Raw genomic sequence first — 15,921 nt, 5'->3', positions numbered from 1 at the left:
GCGCCCCTGTTCTCACGTCGGCGCTCAGGCGAGCGTGATGAGGTCGACGTAGTCGCGGCCCCAGATGTCCTCGACACCGTCCGGCAGGATCAGCACCCGCTCGGGGTTGAGTGCCTGAACGGCGCCCTCGTCGTGGGAGACGAGAACGACGGCGCCTTCGTAGTGGGCGAGCGCGCCGAGGATCTCCTCGCGCGAGGCGGGGTCGAGGTTGTTGGTCGGTTCGTCGAGCAGCAGCATGTTCGCCGAGGAGACGACCAGCGTCGCCAGCGACAGGCGGGTCTTCTCACCGCCGGAGAGCACACCGGCGGGCTTGAGAACGTCGTCGCCGGTGAACAGGAACGAACCGAGCACCTTCCGCGCCTCGGTGGCGTTGATGTCCGGCGCCGCCGACATCATGTTGTCGAGGACCGAGCGGTTGACGTCGAGGTTCTCGTGCTCCTGGGCGTAGTAGCCGATCTTCAGGCCGTGGCCGGGCTCGATGACGCCGGTGTCGGCCTTGTCCACACCGGCGAGGATCCTGAGCAGTGTGGTCTTGCCGGCGCCGTTGAGGCCGAGCACGACCACCTTCGACCCGCGATCGATGGCCAGGTCGACGTCGGTGAAGATCTCCAGCGATCCGTACGACTTGGAGAGGTTCTTCGCCATGAGCGGCGTCTTGCCGCAGGGCGCCGGCTTCGGGAAGCGCAGCTTCGCGACACGGTCCTCCTGGCGGACCTCTTCGAGGCCGGAGAGCATCTTCTCGGCGCGCGCGACCATCTGGTGCGCCGCGGCGGCCTTGGACGCCTTGGCACCGAAACGCGCGGCCTGCAGCTGCAGCGCCGTCGCCTTCTTCTCGATGTTGACGCGTTCCTTCTTGCGGCGTTCCTCGTCGGCGACCCGCTGACGCAGGTAGTTCTTCCAGTTCATGTTGTAGACGTCGATGACCTGGCGCATCGCGTCGAGGTAGAAGACACGGTTGACCGTCTCGCCGACGAGTTCGACGTCGTGGCTGATGACGATGAGCCCGCCCTTGTAGTTCTTGAGGAACTCCCGCAGCCACACGACGCTGTCGGCGTCGAGGTGGTTGGTGGGCTCGTCGAGGATCATCGTCTGCGCATCGGAGAAGAGGATCCGCGCAAGCTCGATGCGGCGACGCTGGCCGCCGGACAGCGTCTTCAGCGGCTGGTCGAGGATGCGATCCGGCAGCGAGAGGTTGTGGGCGATGGATGCCGCTTCGGACTCGGCCGTGTAGCCGCCGAGCGCCTCGAAGCGCTCCATGAGGTTGCCGTAGCGGCGCATCGCCTTCGCGGCCACCTTCTCGTCGGCATCCCCCATCTGCATCGACGCCTCCTGCATCTGCAGCGCCAGGGTGCCGAGTCCGCGTGCATCGAGGATGCGGGTGCGCGCGAGCATCTCGGGGTCGCCGGACCGCGGATCCTGCGGAAGGTAGCCCAGCTCGCCCGAGCGCTCGACCTTGCCGTCGGCCGGCAGCAGGTCGCCGGCCAGCACCTTCGTCAGCGTGGTCTTTCCGGCACCGTTTCGGCCGACGAGACCGATCTTGTCGCCGTCAGAGACACGGAACGACACCTCCGACATGAGCGTGCGAGCGCCCACGCGGATCTCGAGATCGTGCACGGCGAGCACAGCGGACGTCCGTTCGTCGGGGATGGGGAACGGCCCGGAGACGGACCAGCCTCCCATTCTACCGTCCACGTCCGGCGTCGGCCGCCGCTCGAGTCCAGAGGTGCCAGACTCGGGACCATGCGATTGCGCCCCTTCACCGACGGCGATCTGACGCTGCCCTTCCTCGGCACGATCGCGTTCCGCGCCGATCGATGGCGTGATGCGCATACCCGCTCGAGCGTGCTGGAGGTGGACGGGCACCCCGTGGCCGCCGGCATCACTGCGAGATGCGCCACTGACCTTCATGACGCGCGGGTACGTCGACGACGATGCACTCGGCTTCGCCGACGCCCTGGGAGCACGGACCATACAGGTGGTGCCACCCGCGGACGTGCCGGCGGCGTCTCGCGCGGTTCTGCGGCCGCACCCGGCGGTGCAGAGCGTCCGCGATCTGCCCTGGGACGACGTCCTCGATGCCAACGCGGCCGTCTACGCCTGGACGCACGAGGGCTGGTCGCCCGTCGCTCCGGATTTCGCGGCGGCTCTCTCGGAAGACCTCGAGGCCGAGGTCGACCGCGACGCGAGCAGCGCCGCCGTCGTCGACGGCGAGATCGTCGCGCTGGCGCTCGTCTATCACGACTCGACACCCTCGTGCCTCACGGCGGAGACCACGAGGAGGGAGACGGCCGACGGTGAGCGCTTGATCGAGGCCTGCGTCCGGCGCTCCCTCGACGTGCTGGCAGCTCGCGGCGTCGAGTGGGTCACCTTCGACGGCCATGTCAGCGATCCGCACTTCCTCCCCGTATGGGCGCGCCTCTCACCGAGGGGCCGCTGGTTCCGCCTCGTCGAGATCCCTCCGGCCGGCGGCTGACGAGCGAGCAGGACGGGTCATCCTCTGCTCGCGCACGCCGTCGTCGACACGCACGGTTCCGTCGGGCACGAATCCGTGCTTCGCATAGAAGGCCTGCGCGCGAGGATTGGGATCGGCCACCCACAGCATGTGCGCTGCGGATGCTGGGGCCACCGCGTCCAGGAGAGCGGCGCCGACGCCGGTGCCGTGGTGATCGGCAAGGACGTAGAGCACGTGGAGCGCACGATCCGGAGTGCCATCCGTCCGGTCCTCTTCCGGGGTGGGACCGGTCATCGCGATCCCCACGACCTCGTCGTCGACGAGGGCGACGGCCGCAGCGACCTGCGCGAAGCGGGGGTCGTCGCCCAGCACCGCGGTCCAGAAGCGCTCGCGGCGGTCCACGAAGTCGGGCGCGTCGAGGATCTCGTCAGCCATGAGGCCGCGGTACGTCTGCCGCCACCCCTCCACGTGCACGCGCGCCATACCGGCGGCATCCGCGGGACGAGCGGAGCGAACGGTGAAAGTCATCATGCGGCGAGTGTAGTCAGCGAGGCGGGACCGGGATCGCGACGGGCTATCGCCGTCAGATTGTCTCGATGCGACAACGAATCGTCCTCTCTTCCATCGATCTCGGCCAGGTGGCCCGCGTGGGGAGACTCTAGGCTGAGCCGTGACCCGTCCGCCTCTCGAAGGAGACCGCATGTCCCTCGCCGCCGCAGGCCGCCGCCTCGTGCTCGCCGATCTCATCGCCCGCCCGACCGACCGGGCCCGCGCCGCCGCCCTGGACACAGCCCTCGTGATCGCGGGCGCCGCCGTGGTCGCGGTGCTCGCGCAGGTCGAGGTTCCGCTCTGGCCCGTGCCGATCACGGGACAGACTCTCGCCGTCGTCGTCGTGGGCGCCGCCCTCGGCGCCCGTCGCGGCGCCGCCGCTCTCTTCACCTACCTCGTCGCCGGCCTCGCGGGTCTGCCGGTCTTCGCCGGGTTCACGGGAACCATCGCAGCCGTCGCCAAGCCGAGCTTCGGGTTCATCATCGGCTTCGTCTTCGCCGCCTTCGTCGCGGGATGGTTCGCGGAGCGCGCGTGGGACCGACGTCCCGTCCTCGCGTTCGTCGGCTTCGTGGCGGCGAGCGTGATCCCGTTCCTGTTCGGTGTGCCCTACATGGCCTTCATCCTGAACACCGTCCTCGGCAAGGGACTCGGTATCGAGGCGATCCTCGCCGCCGGTGTCACCCCGTTCATCCTTGGCGGCATCGTCAAAGCCGCGCTCGCTGCGCTGCTGATCCCCGCTGCCTGGGCGGGCGTCCGCGCCCTGGAGCGCCGCTCCGGTCGCTGACCCTCACCGCGCAACGACGACGGCCCCGACCACTGCGGTCGGGGCCGTCGTCGTGTCTCTCGCGGCGTCAGCCGTTCGCGACCGCCACCGCAGCGGCCAGCCTCTGCGTGATGGTCGGCAACGCCCAGGGCAGCGCCAGCGCGGTCGGCGAGACTGCCGCCACGTTCTCCGCGCCCACCATCGCCGCCACGGCCCCCTTCTTCACGGCGGGGATCAACTGACCTCGCGCGGAGCCGAGGAACTCGTCGAGCGTCTTCTGGTCCTCGCCCTGCGTGAAGATGACCTGAGCATCGATCTTGTCGAGGTTCTCCTGGCTGACCGTGGTGTAGAAGGTGCCCTCGCCCTTGTCCAGGGAAGTCACGCTGGGCGGCGAGACGAAGCCGAGGTCCTGCAGGACCTCCACCCGGGGATCGGCCGGGAGATACATGTAGAAGGTATCGACGTCGTCGTCCACGTAGGCGATCGTGACACCGGCGAACTCGGGGTGAGCGGCGGCCGCGTCCTTCACCTGCGCGTCGAGGCTCGTCAGCAGGTCGGCAGCCTGCGTGCTCATGCCGAGAGCCTTGCCGGTGATCGTGATGACATCACGCCAGGGGGTCGCCCACGGCGCGGTCGGGTAGGCGACGACGGGGATACCCGCCGCCGTGATGGCGTCGTAGTCCTTCTGCGTGAGCCCCGAGTAGGGGGCGAGCAGCACATCCGGGTTCGTCTTCAGCAGTTCCTCGAGGGGGATGTCGTTCGAGCTGACGTCGAGGATGGTGGGCTTGGCGCCTCCGAGCTTGTCGACGGCATCCGCGATCCACGGCGGCATCTTGTCGTCGCCGCCCGAGTAGTTGTCGGCGGGGATCGCAACGGGCTGGATGCCGAGAGCGAGGACGGCATCCGTCGCCCCCCACCCCCATGTCGCGATGCGCTCGGGCTTCTTCGTGATCGTCGCGTCGCCGAGCGCGGAGGTGATGGTGACGGGGAAGCCGTTACCCGCAACGCTTTCGGAGCTGGCGGGCGCCGCTTCTCCGGCGGCGCAGCCCGACAGCAGGAGCGCGGTCACTCCGGCGATCGCGGCGAGTCCGAGTGCTGTGCGGAGTCGTCTCATGGGTCTTCCTTTCTCAGGGACGTGCAGGGTGGCCTCGTCGACGAGCGCAGCGGAGCTCGTCGACGGGACGGGGATGACGATCGGGGTGGCGGTGAGGGGGTCGGGGATCACCAGTGCGGACAGTCCGAAGGCACGGCGGATCGTCTCGGCGGTCATGACCTCGGTGGGAGCGCCATGGGCGATGATGGCGCCGGCGTGCATGACGACGAGGTCGTCGGCGTAGCGGGCCGCCAGATTGAGGTCGTGCAGCACGGCAACCACAGTCGTCCCGCGCTCGCGGTTGAGTTCGCGCAGCAGGTCGAGCACCTCGAGCTGATGGCTGAGGTCGAGGAAGGTGGTGGGCTCGTCCAGCAGCAGGATGCGCGGATCCTGCGCCAGGGCCATCGCGATCCAGACGCGCTGACGCTGACCTCCCGACAGATCCCCCACCGGACGCTCGGCGAGCTCTGTGATCCCCGTCCACGCCATCGCCTCGTCCACCCGCGCCGTGTCCTGGGCGCTCCAGCGCTGCAGCAGCCCGCGATGGGGATGCCGCCCCCGACCGACCAGCTCGGCCACCGTGACGCCGTCGGGCGCGGTCGGATGCTGCGGAAGAAGACCGACCGTCTGGGCCAGCTGACGGCGCGGGATGCCGCGGACATCCGCGTCGTCGATCTCCACGCGACCCGCGAGCGGCGGGTGGAGTCGGGCGAGCGTTCCCAGCAAGGTGGACTTGCCCGACGCGTTGGCGCCGATGATCATCGTGACGCGCCCGGGAGCGAGCTCGAGGTCGAGGTCGTCGATGACACGTCGGGAGGGGTAGCCGGCGGCGAGGGCACGCGCGGCGAGGCGCGGTGCCTCCGGAGACGACGTCATAGCTGGCGTCCTTTCGATGTGGCGAGCAGCCAGAGCAGGAAGAGGGCGCCGACCGCACCGGTCACGATGCCGACGGGCATGCTGACGCCCGGGATGGCGTACTGGGCGACGAGATCGGCGGCCGACAGCAGAACTGCGCCCAGCGCAGCGCTGGTGCCGACCCCGACGGCGCCGTGCCGCAGGAGCCCGCGGGCGATGGCGGGAGCGCACAGCGCGATGAAGGAGATCGGTCCGACGAAGGCGCAGGTCACGGCGGTGAGGAGCACCGCGCTGGTCACGACGACCAGGCGAACCGGCGCGCTGGCGACGCCGAGCCCGTGCGCGCTCTCCCGCCCCAGCTGCACGAGCGGCAACCACCGCGATGCGACGACGAGCGCCGGAAGCAGCGCGATGATGACGATCACGACCAAGACCACCTGCCACCACGGCGTCGAGGACAGGCTTCCCGTGAGCCACAGCAGCGCGAGTCGCGCCTCCTCGACCTTCGCACGCACCATCAACAGGTTGATGAGAGCGGCGGTGAGGAACGAGACGGCGATGCCGGCCAGGATGAGGCGGAACCCGCCGTCGCGCAGTGAGCGTCCGGCAAGAGCGAGCAGGACGGCGACAGCGGCTCCGCCGGCGAAGGCGAACACCGCCAAGAGCGGTCCGGTGGTCCCCAGGACGAGGATCGCGGTGACGGCGGCGAGACCGCTTCCACCGGCGATGCCGAGCAGGTCGGGACTGGCCAGAGGGTTGCCGAGGAAGGACTGCAGGAGCGCTCCGGCGGCGCCCAGCGCGGCCCCGACCACCAGCGCCATGGCGGCGCGCGGCGCCCGCACCTGGAAGACGACGTACTGCTCGATGCGCGTCCCGGACCCGGTCAACGTCGCCCAGAGACGGTCGGGGGCGATCGGGTAGTCGCCCACCGAGACGGCGACGACGACGGCGACGACGGCGAAGACGATGACCGTGCTCACCACGATGCGGTGACGGCGGGCGGCGGCGCGGCGGACGGCCAGGGTGGCACTCACAGCATGCTCCGACGCGGCTGCAGCACGAGTGCGATCAGGACGGGGGCGCCGATGATCGCGACGACGATGCCGGCCTGCACTTCGCCGGGTGGCGCGACGACGCGTCCCACCACATCGGCCAACAACAGGAAGACCCCGCCGTAGAGCATCCCGAGAGGCAGGAGTCGCCCGTAGCTGCCCCCGACGACGGCACGCAGCGCGTGCGGGACGAGCAGCCCGAGGAAGACGATCGGGCCGGCGATCGCGGTCGCCCCGCCGCACAGGAGCACGGTCGCGACGATGCCGAGCACGCGACTGCGACCGACGTCGTGCCCGAGGCCGGCGGCGGTGTCCGCACCGAGAGCGAAGAGGTCGAGGCCGCGGGCGGATGCCAGGGCGAGAACGGCACCGACGACGAGTGCGGGCAGCACGAGTGCGACGGCATCCAGACCTCGAGTCGACAGGCCTCCGGCCGCCCAGTACCGGTAGACGTCGAGCGCGGAGGAGTTGGTGTTGAGGATCAGGAAGGTGACCGCGCTGAGCCCGGCAGTCACGGCCGCGCCGGTGAGTGCGAGTCGCGCAGGCCCGGCCTCGTTCCCGCGGCCTCCGATCAGCGCGACCGCGACCGCCGCCACGGCGGCGCCGCCGAACGCGAACCAGACGAAGCCGTCCGGCGTCGACATCCCGAACAGCGTGATCGCGGCGAGCACGGCCACGGAGGCCCCCGCGTTCAGACCGAGCAGTCCGGGATCGGCAAAGGGGTTGCGCGTGAGGCCCTGCATGACCGTTCCCGCCAGGGCGAGCGCGGCGCCCGCGCAGACGCCGATGACGGTGCGGGGCACGCGCTGTGTGACGACCACGATGTGATCGGGGTTGGCGGCGTCGAACGACGCCAACGCGTGCCACACGTCGACCGGGGCGATCTGCCGCGCTCCGACTCCCAGCGAGAGCAGGACGAAAACGGCCAGGAGGGCAGCTCCGGTCACCGCGACGACCAAGGTTCGGCGCGGTCGTACCGGCGCGCTCATTCGACGCGCTCGGACTGACCGCGTCGCCAGTAGCCCATGAAGGCGACACGCTTACGGTCGACGCCGCACTCCGACACGAGAAGCCGCCGGAGAGTCTTGACCGTCGCCGACTCCCCCGCCATCCACGCATAGAACTCGCCGTCGCCATCCTCGGGGCTGTCCCAGAGCAGGTCGCGATCGACGTCGATCTCCTCGAGCGACTGAGGTCGCGGCGCTGCCGCGCGGGCAAGGACGTCGGCGTGGCGCGTCGTCCACGCGGTGACCGCCTCGATGAGGGCGTCACCGTGCGGACGGTCGCCGCGCGCGAGCCAGGTCAGGCGCACACCGGATGCCGCGGGAAGCTCCGGCCGGAGCGCATCCTCGGCGCGGGGCACCTCGACGAACGCGTCGAGCTCGCATCGTGGATCGAGTGACTCCAGGATGCTGCAGATCGCGGGCGCGGCGGTCTCGTCTCCGGCCAGCAGCAGCCGTCGGGCGGTGCCGGGATGCCAGTCGCGTCCGACACGGGAGTGGGGGCTCCGCTCGTCGGGACCCACGATGACGAGCTCGTCGCCGACGGCAGCGCGCGCGGCCCAGGATCCCGCCGGACCGGCATCGTGATGCACGACGAAATCGACGGCGAGCTCGCGAGCGGCGGCATCCGCCCGACGCACCGTGTAGGTGCGGAAGGGGTTGCGCCGCGCGGAGGGCAACGCACGCCATCTGTCGTACCAGTCACCCGCGTGCTCGGCCTGACCGAAGTCGGAGTAGCCGCCCGGGACGTCGGGCAGGGGCAGGACGATCTTGATCCGCTGATCGAGACCCGCGGTGCCGAACCACTCCAGCTCGGGACCGGTGAACCATACCCGCACGAAGTGCGCAGAGAGCCGCTCGACGGCGCGGACACGGACGACGTACGGGCGGTAAGCCGGACGGACGACGGTGGCGGATTCGGTCACTCCATAAGGTTAGCCTTACCTTCTTCAGATGTCACACCGGCGACGCGGACCTGCGCTCGTGGGGCGCACGCCTCACGCGCCGACGAGACGCCCGATCCGCGCGATGGCTTCGGTGAGAACCTCCGGCCCGCAGCCGAAGTTCACGCGGACGTGGCCGGCGCCCTGCGGCCCGAACTGCGGTCCATGATGGACGGCCACTCGCGCCTCGGCGAGGATGCGGGTGGCCGGGTCGTCGCCCCAGCCGTAGGCGCTCAGATCGACCCAGGCGAGATAGCCCGCGTCCGGCACGCGATAGCGAGCGCGCGGGAGGTGCGCGGCCAGCAGATCGGCAAGCAGACGGCGGTTGAGATCGAGTCGGGCGCGCAGGGCGTCGAGCCACTCATCGGATGCCGCGTCCAGTGCCGCGACACTGGCGATCGCGCCCAACAGCCCCGTGCGCCACTCCACCTCCGACGGCAGGCCGCGCACGACGGCGGCGGTCCGTTCGTCTCCCGCCACCATCACCGCGCACTTCAACCCCGCGAGGTTGAACGCCTTGGAAGGGCTGGTAACCGCATAGCCGACCGCGGCGGCTTCCGCCGATGACGCGAGAAACGGGGTGAAGGTCGCATCGTCGTAGACGAGCGGCGCATGGATCTCGTCACTGATGACCGCGGCACCGTGACGCGCCGCGATCCGGGCGAGAGCGGCCAGCGTCTCGCGCGAATGGACGGTACCGGTGGGGTTGTGGGGATTGCACAGCAGCACGGCGCGCGCGCCGTCGGCCAGCGCCGCGTCGATGCCGTCCAGGTCGAGTGCCCAGGTCGCACCCGTATCGCGCAGCGGCACGGGTGCCACACGGCATCCGGCTTCTTCCACCGTCATCGTGAAGGGCGGATACACCGGTGGGGTGATCACGACCGCGTCACCGGGCGCGGTGACCGCGCGCAGGATCTCGACGACGCCCATCATCACGTCACCCGTCGTCCGCACGCGGTCGGCATCGACCACCCAGTCGAAGCGGCGAGCGGCGAACGATGCGAAGGCATCGCGCACGCCGGGATCGGGTGGTGTGTACCCGGTGTCGCCGAGCTCCACCGCCGTGCGCAAGGCGCTCGTGATCAGCGGCGCGAGGGGGAAATCCGTCTCAGCCACGAAGAGGGGAAGGACATCGGAACCGTACGTCCGCCACTTCGTACTGGAGCGCCGTTGCAGGGTCTCCAGCGGAAGTGCTTCCAGAGGAATGATGCTCACCCCTCGAGCCTAGCGACGGCGACGCTGCGGCCGCGCAGACGCCGACATCTGATGACGATCAGATAGCGAACCCCAGCGCGCGCATCATGTCGCGTCCGTCGTCGGTGATGCGTTCCGGTCCCCACGGCGGCATCCACACCCAGTTGATGCGGAAGCGATCGACCACGTCGTCCAGAGCCTGCGCGGTCTGCTCTTCGAGCACGTCGGTGAGCGGACAGCCGGCGGAGGTCAGCGTCATATGAATGACGAGGGCGTCGTTCTCCTCGTCCCAGCTGAGATCGTAGATGAGACCGAGGTCGACGACGTTGATTCCGAGCTCGGGATCCATCACGTCCTTGAGCGCCTCGGTGACGTCGTCGTACTTCTCCGGACTGAGGGTCGCAGTCATGCGTTCGATCCTATGCCTCGACGATATCGGAGGGCTCGAGGTAGCGGTCATAGCCCTCGTCCTCCAGACGCTCGGCGAGTTCCGGGCCGCCCTCCTCGGCGACGCGGCCCTTCACGAGCACGTGCACGAAGTCGGGCTTGATGTAGCGGAGGATGCGCGTGTAGTGCGTGATGAGCAGGACGCCGAGGTCGGTGGCCTCCTTGGCGCGGTTCACGCCCTCGGAGACGATCTTCAGCGCGTCGACGTCCAGCCCCGAGTCGGTCTCGTCGAGCACGGCGATCGCCGGCTTGAGCAGCTCGAGCTGCAGGATCTCGTGGCGCTTCTTCTCGCCGCCGGAGAAGCCCTCGTTGACGTTGCGGGCAGCGAACTTCGGATCCATGCGGAGGTTCTTCATCGCCTCCTTGACGTCCTTCGTCCACGTACGGATCGCGGGCGCCTCGCCCTCGATCGCGGTCTTCGCCGTACGCAGGAAGTTCGTGACGGTCACCCCGGGAATCTCGACCGGATACTGCATCGCGAGGAAGAGCCCCGCACGCGCACGCTCGTCGACCGACATCGCCAGCACGTCCTCGCCGTCCAGAGTGATCGTGCCCTGGGTCACGGTGTACTTGGGGTGACCGGCGATCGTGTAGGCGAGGGTCGACTTTCCGGAGCCGTTGGGACCCATGATCGCGTGGGTCTCGCCGGTACGCACCGTCAGGTCGACGCCATTGAGGATGGGGGTCTCCCCCGCGTCGGTCTCGACCGTCACGTGGAGGTCGCGGATCTCGAGAACAGCCATGTCAGTTACCTTCTTCAGTTCACATCTTTGAGGACAGCGGGATCGATCAGGACGTCATTCCCGTCGATCGTAACCGCGTACACGGGCACCGGCTCATAGGCCGGAAGGTTCAGGGGGCGGCCGGTGCGCAGCGAGAAGGCCGAGCCGTGGGCCCAGCACTCCAGGGTCTCGCCTTCCACGAACCCGTCCGACAGCGAGATGTCGCCGTGCGTGCAGGTGTCGCCGATCGCATGGACCTCACCGTTCGAATCCAGGACGACGGCCATCGGAACGCCGTCGATCTCGACGCGCACCGCGGTGTCCTGGGTGAGGTCGCTGAGGCTGAGGGCCTTCTGCGCGGTCATGCGTGTTCTCCTTCGGCCGTCGTCGCCAGAGCCAGCTCGTCCTCGATCGCGGCGATGAGCTCGTCCTGCAGGGCCGGCACATCGATCTTCTGGACGATCTCGGCGAGGAATCCCAGCACGACCAGACGACGAGCCTCGTCCTCCGCGATTCCACGCGCCTGCAGGTAGAACAGCTGCTCATCGTCGAAGCGCCCGGTCGCGCTCGCGTGTCCCGCGCCGCGGATGTCGCCCGTCTCGATCTCGAGGTTGGGGATCGAGTCGGCGCGTGCACCGTCGGTGAGCACGAGGTTGCGGTTGGCCTCATACGAGTCGGTGCCCACGGCATCCGGTCCGATGAGCACGTCACCGACCCAGACGCTGCGCGCGGACTCGCCCTGCAGCGCTCCCTTGTAGAGCACGTCTCCGAACGTCTGCGCACCCTTGTGGTGCAGGTAGACCTGGCTCTCCAGGTGCTGACCGGCGTCGGCGAACGACAGACCGTAGAGTCTGCCCTCCGCACCTGCTCCCGCGAGCTCGACAGACGGGTTCACGCGAACGACGCGTCCGCCGAGACTGACCACGACGTGGGTCAGCGTCGCGTCGCGGTCGACCCGCGCCTGGTGAGATGCCAGGTGAATGGCGTCATCGTCCCAGCGCTGTACCGAGACGACCGTCAGCGCGGCGCCGTCACGAACGATGATCTCGACGTTCTGCGCCTGCTGTGCGGTACCGGCGTGGCGCAGCACGACGGTCGCCCGTGAGTGCGCCTGTGCCTCGATCACGACGTGCGCATGCGCGACACCGCCGCGTCCGGTCAGCTGCACGACGATCGGCTCCTCGAGTTCGACGCCCGAGGGGATGCGAATGAGCGGAGCCTCGTCCTCCTGCGCCCAGGCGATCGCGCTGACACGGTCCTCGGGACGGAAGACCTCACCGCGTGGGGCCTCCCCGACGCGCAGACGGATCTGCTCGACGGACGAAGGCGCACTCACGTTGACGCCGATGACGTCGTGGGGGGCCGGCTCGTCCCGCAGCAGGTCGCCCAGGAGCGCCAACGGGGTGTGCTTCCAGTTGACCTCGCGACCGGTCGGCACGGCGAAATCGGCGGGATCGAACGACGTCGGCCGCTCCGATCGGGTCTGCACCGGTACGAAGCCGGAGACCAGCGTGGCCGCAGGGTCGATGTGACCCTCCGCCCGGATGCTCTCGCCGGCGGGGGTCTGAGTCGCTGTCGTCATCAGCCGACGGATCCTTCCATGCCCATCTCGATGAGCTTGTTGAGCTCGAGGGCGTACTCCATGGGCAGTTCACGCGCGATGGGCTCGATGAAGCCGCGCACGATCATCGCCATCGCCTCATCCTCCGGCATGCCGCGGCTCATCAGGTAGAACAGCTGCTCTTCGCTGACCTTGGAGACCGTCGCCTCATGACCCAGCTGCACGTCGTCGACGCGGATGTCGATCGCGGGGTAGGTATCCGAGCGCGAGATCGTGTCGACCAGCAGAGCGTCGCAGCGCACCGTGTTCGCGGAATGGTGCGCGTTCGCGTCGACGCGGACTTCACCGCGGTATCCGGCACGGCCGCCTCCACGCGCGATCGACTTGGAGACGATCGAGGACTGCGTGTAGGGCGCCATGTGGATCATCTTCGCCCCGGCATCCTGATGCTGTCCGGGACCGGCGAAGGCGACCGACAGGGTCTCCCCCTTGGCGTGCTCACCCATCAGGTAGATGGACGGGTACTTCATCGTGACCTTCGACCCGATGTTGCCGTCGATCCACTCCATCGTCGCGCCCTCGTGGGCGATCGCACGCTTGGTGACGAGGTTGTAGACGTTGTTCGACCAGTTCTGGATCGTCGTGTAGCGCACGCGCGCGTTCTTCTTCACGATGATCTCGACGACGGCCGAGTGCAGCGAGTCGCTCTTGTAGATCGGGGCCGTGCAGCCCTCGATGTAGTGGACGTAGCTGCCCTCGTCGGCGATGATCAACGTCCGCTCGAACTGGCCCATGTTCTCCGTGTTGATGCGGAAGTAGGCCTGCAGCGGGATCTCGACGTGCACGCCCTTGGGGACGTAGACGAACGATCCGCCCGACCAGACGGCCGTGTTGAGGGCGGCGAACTTGTTGTCACCGGCCGGGATGACGGTGCCGAAGTACTCCTCGAAGAACTCGGGGTGCTCGCGCAGCGCCGTGTCGGTGTCCATGAAGATGACGCCCTGCTGCTCCAGGTCCTCGCGGATCTGGTGGTAGACGACCTCGGACTCGTACTGTGCGGCGACGCCGGCGACGAGGCGCTGACGCTCCGCCTCCGGGATGCCCAGCTTCTCGTACGTGTTGCGGATCTCCTCCGGGAGGTCCTCCCACGACTGCGCCTGCTTCTCGGTGGAGCGTACGAAGTACTTGATGTTGTCGAAGTCGATGTCCGAGAGGTCGGCACCCCAGGTCGGCATCGGCTTGCGGCCGAACAGCTGATATCCCTTGAGGCGGGTCTTCAGCATCCACTCGGGTTCGTTCTTGAGAGCCGAGATCCCGCGGACGACGTCCTCGTTGATCCCGCGCTGGGCGACGGCGCCGGCGGCGTCTTCGTCGTGCCAGCCGAATTCATAGACACCCAGTCCCTCGAGTTCGGGACGGTCGATGAGCACATCCGACATGGGGTTTGCCTCCTTCGTGCCCGGCGGTGTCATCCGCTCCGGCATTCCTGCGCCTGCGCCTGTCTCACGATCGGAGTGTCGTGGGCGAAGGTCGGATGCCGCTTCCAGGGCCGTTTTCGTGTCGTTTTCTCCGACGGGGTCTTCGTCGGGGCGCGCACCGCGCGCGCCTAGACTGTAGGGGGCGTGACGCGCTTCGCGCGCCGCTGTTCCCACCCTTTCAGTCTATAGGCAACACCCCGACGCGGGCGTGGCCGGCGCCCGTCCGGGCGCGCATCCGGGAGGCGACCCCACCATGTCCGCACCGCAGACCTCCAGCCCCGAGACCGAGGCCGCGGCGTCCGACGCCCCGGTCGGGCGCGGACTCCTGACGCGACTTCCCGCGCGTGTCGGACGGCCGACGCGCGTGCTCGCGTGGCTCGTGCTGATCAGCAACATCGTGATCGTCGGCACCGGTGGTCTCGTGCGTCTGACCGGTTCGGGGATGGGCTGCGAGACGTGGCCGTACTGCACCTCGGATTCGCTCGTCCCGACGCAGGAACTCGGCATCCACGGGCTCATCGAGTTCGGCAACCGCACCCTCACGGGGGTTCTCGTGATCGTCGCACTGCTCGCCTTCCTGTCCGTCGTGCGATCGTGGCGCACGCGCCCGGAGCTGCCCCGCCTCGTCCTGGCCATCGGCATCGGCATCATCCTCCAGGCCGTCATCGGCGGCATCACGGTGTGGCTGCACCTGCACCCCAGCATCGTGGGGTTGCACTACCTGCTGTCGGCGGCGCTGGTCGCGATCGCCGCCGCGTACGTCGTCCGCGTCTACTCCCGACCCGGCACGCGCGTCCTCGTCGTGCCGCGCGGGTATGCCGTCGTGGTGCACGTGACGAGTGTCGTCGTGCTGGTCACCGTGATCATCGGCATCCTGCTGACCGGCTCCGGCCCGCACGCCGGCGACACAGCCGCCGCCCGCAACGGCCTGGATCCGATCTTCTGGCAGCACGTGCACAGCTGGCCCGCATACGCCCTCTTCGCGCTCACGCTGGTGCTGTTCGGATGGTCGTACCGGCTGAGCCCGGCGACCGGCATGAGGAGATGGACCGGTCTGCTGCTGGGCGTGGAACTCGTGCAGATCGCGATCGGGCTGTGGCAGGCGCGTACGGGCCTTCCGATCGCGCTCGTGAACATCCACATGATGCTCGCCGTCACGCTCGTGGCGGCGATGACCGCGGTGATCCTGCACATGAAGCAGCCGCGTGACATGCTGGATGCCGGCGACCGGTCCACAGCGATCTCATAGCCGGCGCATCACTGCTCCTCTGGTGGTTCGCAGATAGTCGAAGTGTCGTCGCGCGTGCGGCGACGTGACAGAAGGAGCTTCCCCATGCCCAACACCGCCCGTGTGATCCGCAGCATCCCGTTCTGGGTGCTCGTGGGCGGCTCGCTCGTCGCCGTCGGCGGCGGCGTCTACCTGCTCGTCGACAAGCTGACCGTCATGGCCAGCACGCTCGCCGACGGCACCGCCACCGGTGTCGAGGTCTACGCCGGTCAGATCTGGGCCGTTCTCGGCGCGATCCTCATCGGCGTCGGCCTCATCGGTCTGGCTCTGGCCCTCACCCTCGGTACCATCGGCTCGCTCGCGCGCGGCGTCACGCCGAGCGTCGTCGCCGAAGAGATCGACGTGGTCGAGGTCGTCGAGCCGGCAACGAGCGCCGCACCCGTGGCCGAGACGGTCACCTCGCCGGTGTCGAAGACCGACGAGCCCGCTCAGGCTGCCCCCGAGCGTCCCACCGTCTGATCCCGCACCCGAAGAGAAGACACGAAGGCGCCGATCCCCGCGGGGACCGGCGCCTTCGTCGTC

Annotated in this window: 16 protein-coding genes; 4 read left to right on the top strand and 12 right to left on the bottom strand. The window is 68.9% G+C overall.

Features of this window, described 5'->3' with window-relative positions; all coding sequences use genetic code 11:
• Positions 1-24: 24 nt before the first annotated feature.
• Complete coding sequence (locus JOE53_RS04750) at positions 25-1,623, bottom strand: ABC-F family ATP-binding cassette domain-containing protein (protein WP_036290590.1); 1,599 nt, start codon at positions 1,621-1,623, stop codon at positions 25-27.
• A gap of 283 nt (positions 1,624-1,906) precedes the next feature.
• On the opposite strand from JOE53_RS04750, the gene JOE53_RS04745 reads away from it, so the two are divergent.
• On the top strand, positions 1,907-2,473 hold the full coding sequence (locus tag JOE53_RS04745; protein ID WP_204946932.1) for a hypothetical protein: 567 nt from the start codon (positions 1,907-1,909) through the stop codon (positions 2,471-2,473).
• Here the strand turns inward: JOE53_RS04745 and JOE53_RS04740 are convergent.
• On the bottom strand, positions 2,420-2,983 hold the full coding sequence (locus JOE53_RS04740) for a GNAT family N-acetyltransferase (protein ID WP_051498885.1): 564 nt from the start codon (positions 2,981-2,983) through the stop codon (positions 2,420-2,422). The two genes, JOE53_RS04745 and JOE53_RS04740, sit on opposite strands and share 54 nt — an antisense overlap.
• 169 nt (positions 2,984-3,152) lie before the next feature.
• Between JOE53_RS04740 and JOE53_RS04735 the strand changes: the two genes are divergently transcribed.
• Complete coding sequence (locus JOE53_RS04735; protein WP_204946931.1) at positions 3,153-3,785, top strand: biotin transporter BioY; 633 nt, start codon at positions 3,153-3,155, stop codon at positions 3,783-3,785.
• Positions 3,786-3,852: 67 nt separating this feature from the next.
• Here JOE53_RS04735 and JOE53_RS15180 read toward each other — a convergent pair whose 3' ends face one another.
• The 10 genes from JOE53_RS15180 to sufB all read right to left on the bottom strand — a co-directional run bounded on the left by JOE53_RS15180 (position 3,853) and on the right by sufB (position 14,072).
• On the bottom strand, positions 3,853-5,733 hold the full coding sequence (locus tag JOE53_RS15180) for an ATP-binding cassette domain-containing protein (protein ID WP_373876955.1): 1,881 nt from the start codon (positions 5,731-5,733) through the stop codon (positions 3,853-3,855).
• Positions 5,730-6,746 (bottom strand): FecCD family ABC transporter permease, encoded by a 1,017-nt coding sequence (locus JOE53_RS04720; protein WP_204946930.1) that lies wholly within the window; start codon positions 6,744-6,746, stop codon positions 5,730-5,732. The genes JOE53_RS15180 and JOE53_RS04720 overlap by 4 nt, the downstream gene beginning before the upstream one ends.
• On the bottom strand, positions 6,743-7,711 hold the full coding sequence (locus tag JOE53_RS04715; RefSeq protein ID WP_271171049.1) for a FecCD family ABC transporter permease: 969 nt from the start codon (positions 7,709-7,711) through the stop codon (positions 6,743-6,745). Before JOE53_RS04715 ends, JOE53_RS04720 begins: the two co-directional genes overlap by 4 nt.
• 38 nt (positions 7,712-7,749) lie before the next feature.
• Positions 7,750-8,691, bottom strand: coding sequence for a siderophore-interacting protein (locus JOE53_RS04710; RefSeq protein WP_204946928.1), 942 nt, complete (start codon positions 8,689-8,691; stop codon positions 7,750-7,752).
• Positions 8,692-8,763: 72 nt separating this feature from the next.
• The gene (locus JOE53_RS04705) at positions 8,764-9,924 is read right to left on the bottom strand and encodes a MalY/PatB family protein (protein ID WP_157556974.1); all 1,161 of its coding nucleotides are present in this window, start codon (positions 9,922-9,924) and stop codon (positions 8,764-8,766) included.
• A gap of 58 nt (positions 9,925-9,982) precedes the next feature.
• Positions 9,983-10,312: a metal-sulfur cluster assembly factor gene (locus JOE53_RS04700; RefSeq protein ID WP_005049292.1), complete on the bottom strand. Its 330-nt coding sequence runs from the start codon at positions 10,310-10,312 to the stop codon at positions 9,983-9,985.
• 10 nt (positions 10,313-10,322) lie between these two features.
• The gene (sufC, locus tag JOE53_RS04695) at positions 10,323-11,093 is read right to left on the bottom strand and encodes a Fe-S cluster assembly ATPase SufC (protein WP_005049291.1); all 771 of its coding nucleotides are present in this window, start codon (positions 11,091-11,093) and stop codon (positions 10,323-10,325) included.
• A 14-nt stretch (positions 11,094-11,107) separates the two neighbouring features.
• Positions 11,108-11,437: a non-heme iron oxygenase ferredoxin subunit gene (locus JOE53_RS04690; RefSeq protein WP_061681565.1), complete on the bottom strand. Its 330-nt coding sequence runs from the start codon at positions 11,435-11,437 to the stop codon at positions 11,108-11,110.
• The gene (gene sufD / locus JOE53_RS04685) at positions 11,434-12,654 is read right to left on the bottom strand and encodes a Fe-S cluster assembly protein SufD (protein ID WP_204946927.1); all 1,221 of its coding nucleotides are present in this window, start codon (positions 12,652-12,654) and stop codon (positions 11,434-11,436) included. Before sufD ends, JOE53_RS04690 begins: the two co-directional genes overlap by 4 nt.
• The gene (gene sufB, locus JOE53_RS04680; protein WP_061681569.1) at positions 12,654-14,072 is read right to left on the bottom strand and encodes a Fe-S cluster assembly protein SufB; all 1,419 of its coding nucleotides are present in this window, start codon (positions 14,070-14,072) and stop codon (positions 12,654-12,656) included. Before sufB ends, sufD begins: the two co-directional genes overlap by 1 nt.
• A gap of 292 nt (positions 14,073-14,364) precedes the next feature.
• Here sufB and JOE53_RS04675 point away from each other — a divergent pair, with 292 nt between their 5' ends.
• Complete coding sequence (locus JOE53_RS04675; RefSeq protein ID WP_204946926.1) at positions 14,365-15,360, top strand: COX15/CtaA family protein; 996 nt, start codon at positions 14,365-14,367, stop codon at positions 15,358-15,360.
• An 84-nt stretch (positions 15,361-15,444) separates the two neighbouring features.
• Positions 15,445-15,858 (top strand): dinucleotide-utilizing enzyme, encoded by a 414-nt coding sequence (locus JOE53_RS04670; protein WP_204946925.1) that lies wholly within the window; start codon positions 15,445-15,447, stop codon positions 15,856-15,858.
• Positions 15,859-15,921: the final 63 nt, after the last annotated feature.

The organism is Microbacterium laevaniformans (assembly GCF_016907555.1).
GTDB lineage: Bacteria > Actinomycetota > Actinomycetes > Actinomycetales > Microbacteriaceae > Microbacterium > Microbacterium laevaniformans.
This window is presented reverse-complemented; position numbering and strand designations above follow the sequence as displayed.

Coding starts and splice junctions, on each gene's coding strand:
- JOE53_RS04745 (WP_204946932.1), top strand. CDS start 1,907: ATGACGCGCGGGTACGTCGACGACGATGCACTCGGCTTCGCCGACGCC.
- JOE53_RS04740 (WP_051498885.1), bottom strand. CDS start 2,983: ATGATGACTTTCACCGTTCGCTCCGCTCGTCCCGCGGATGCCGCCGGT.
- JOE53_RS04735 (WP_204946931.1), top strand. CDS start 3,153: ATGTCCCTCGCCGCCGCAGGCCGCCGCCTCGTGCTCGCCGATCTCATC.
- JOE53_RS15180 (WP_373876955.1), bottom strand. CDS start 5,733: ATGACGTCGTCTCCGGAGGCACCGCGCCTCGCCGCGCGTGCCCTCGCC.
- JOE53_RS04700 (WP_005049292.1), bottom strand. CDS start 10,312: ATGACTGCGACCCTCAGTCCGGAGAAGTACGACGACGTCACCGAGGCG.
- sufC (WP_005049291.1), bottom strand. CDS start 11,093: ATGGCTGTTCTCGAGATCCGCGACCTCCACGTGACGGTCGAGACCGAC.
- JOE53_RS04690 (WP_061681565.1), bottom strand. CDS start 11,437: ATGACCGCGCAGAAGGCCCTCAGCCTCAGCGACCTCACCCAGGACACC.
- sufD (WP_204946927.1), bottom strand. CDS start 12,654: ATGACGACAGCGACTCAGACCCCCGCCGGCGAGAGCATCCGGGCGGAG.
- sufB (WP_061681569.1), bottom strand. CDS start 14,072: ATGTCGGATGTGCTCATCGACCGTCCCGAACTCGAGGGACTGGGTGTC.
- JOE53_RS04675 (WP_204946926.1), top strand. CDS start 14,365: ATGTCCGCACCGCAGACCTCCAGCCCCGAGACCGAGGCCGCGGCGTCC.
- JOE53_RS04670 (WP_204946925.1), top strand. CDS start 15,445: ATGCCCAACACCGCCCGTGTGATCCGCAGCATCCCGTTCTGGGTGCTC.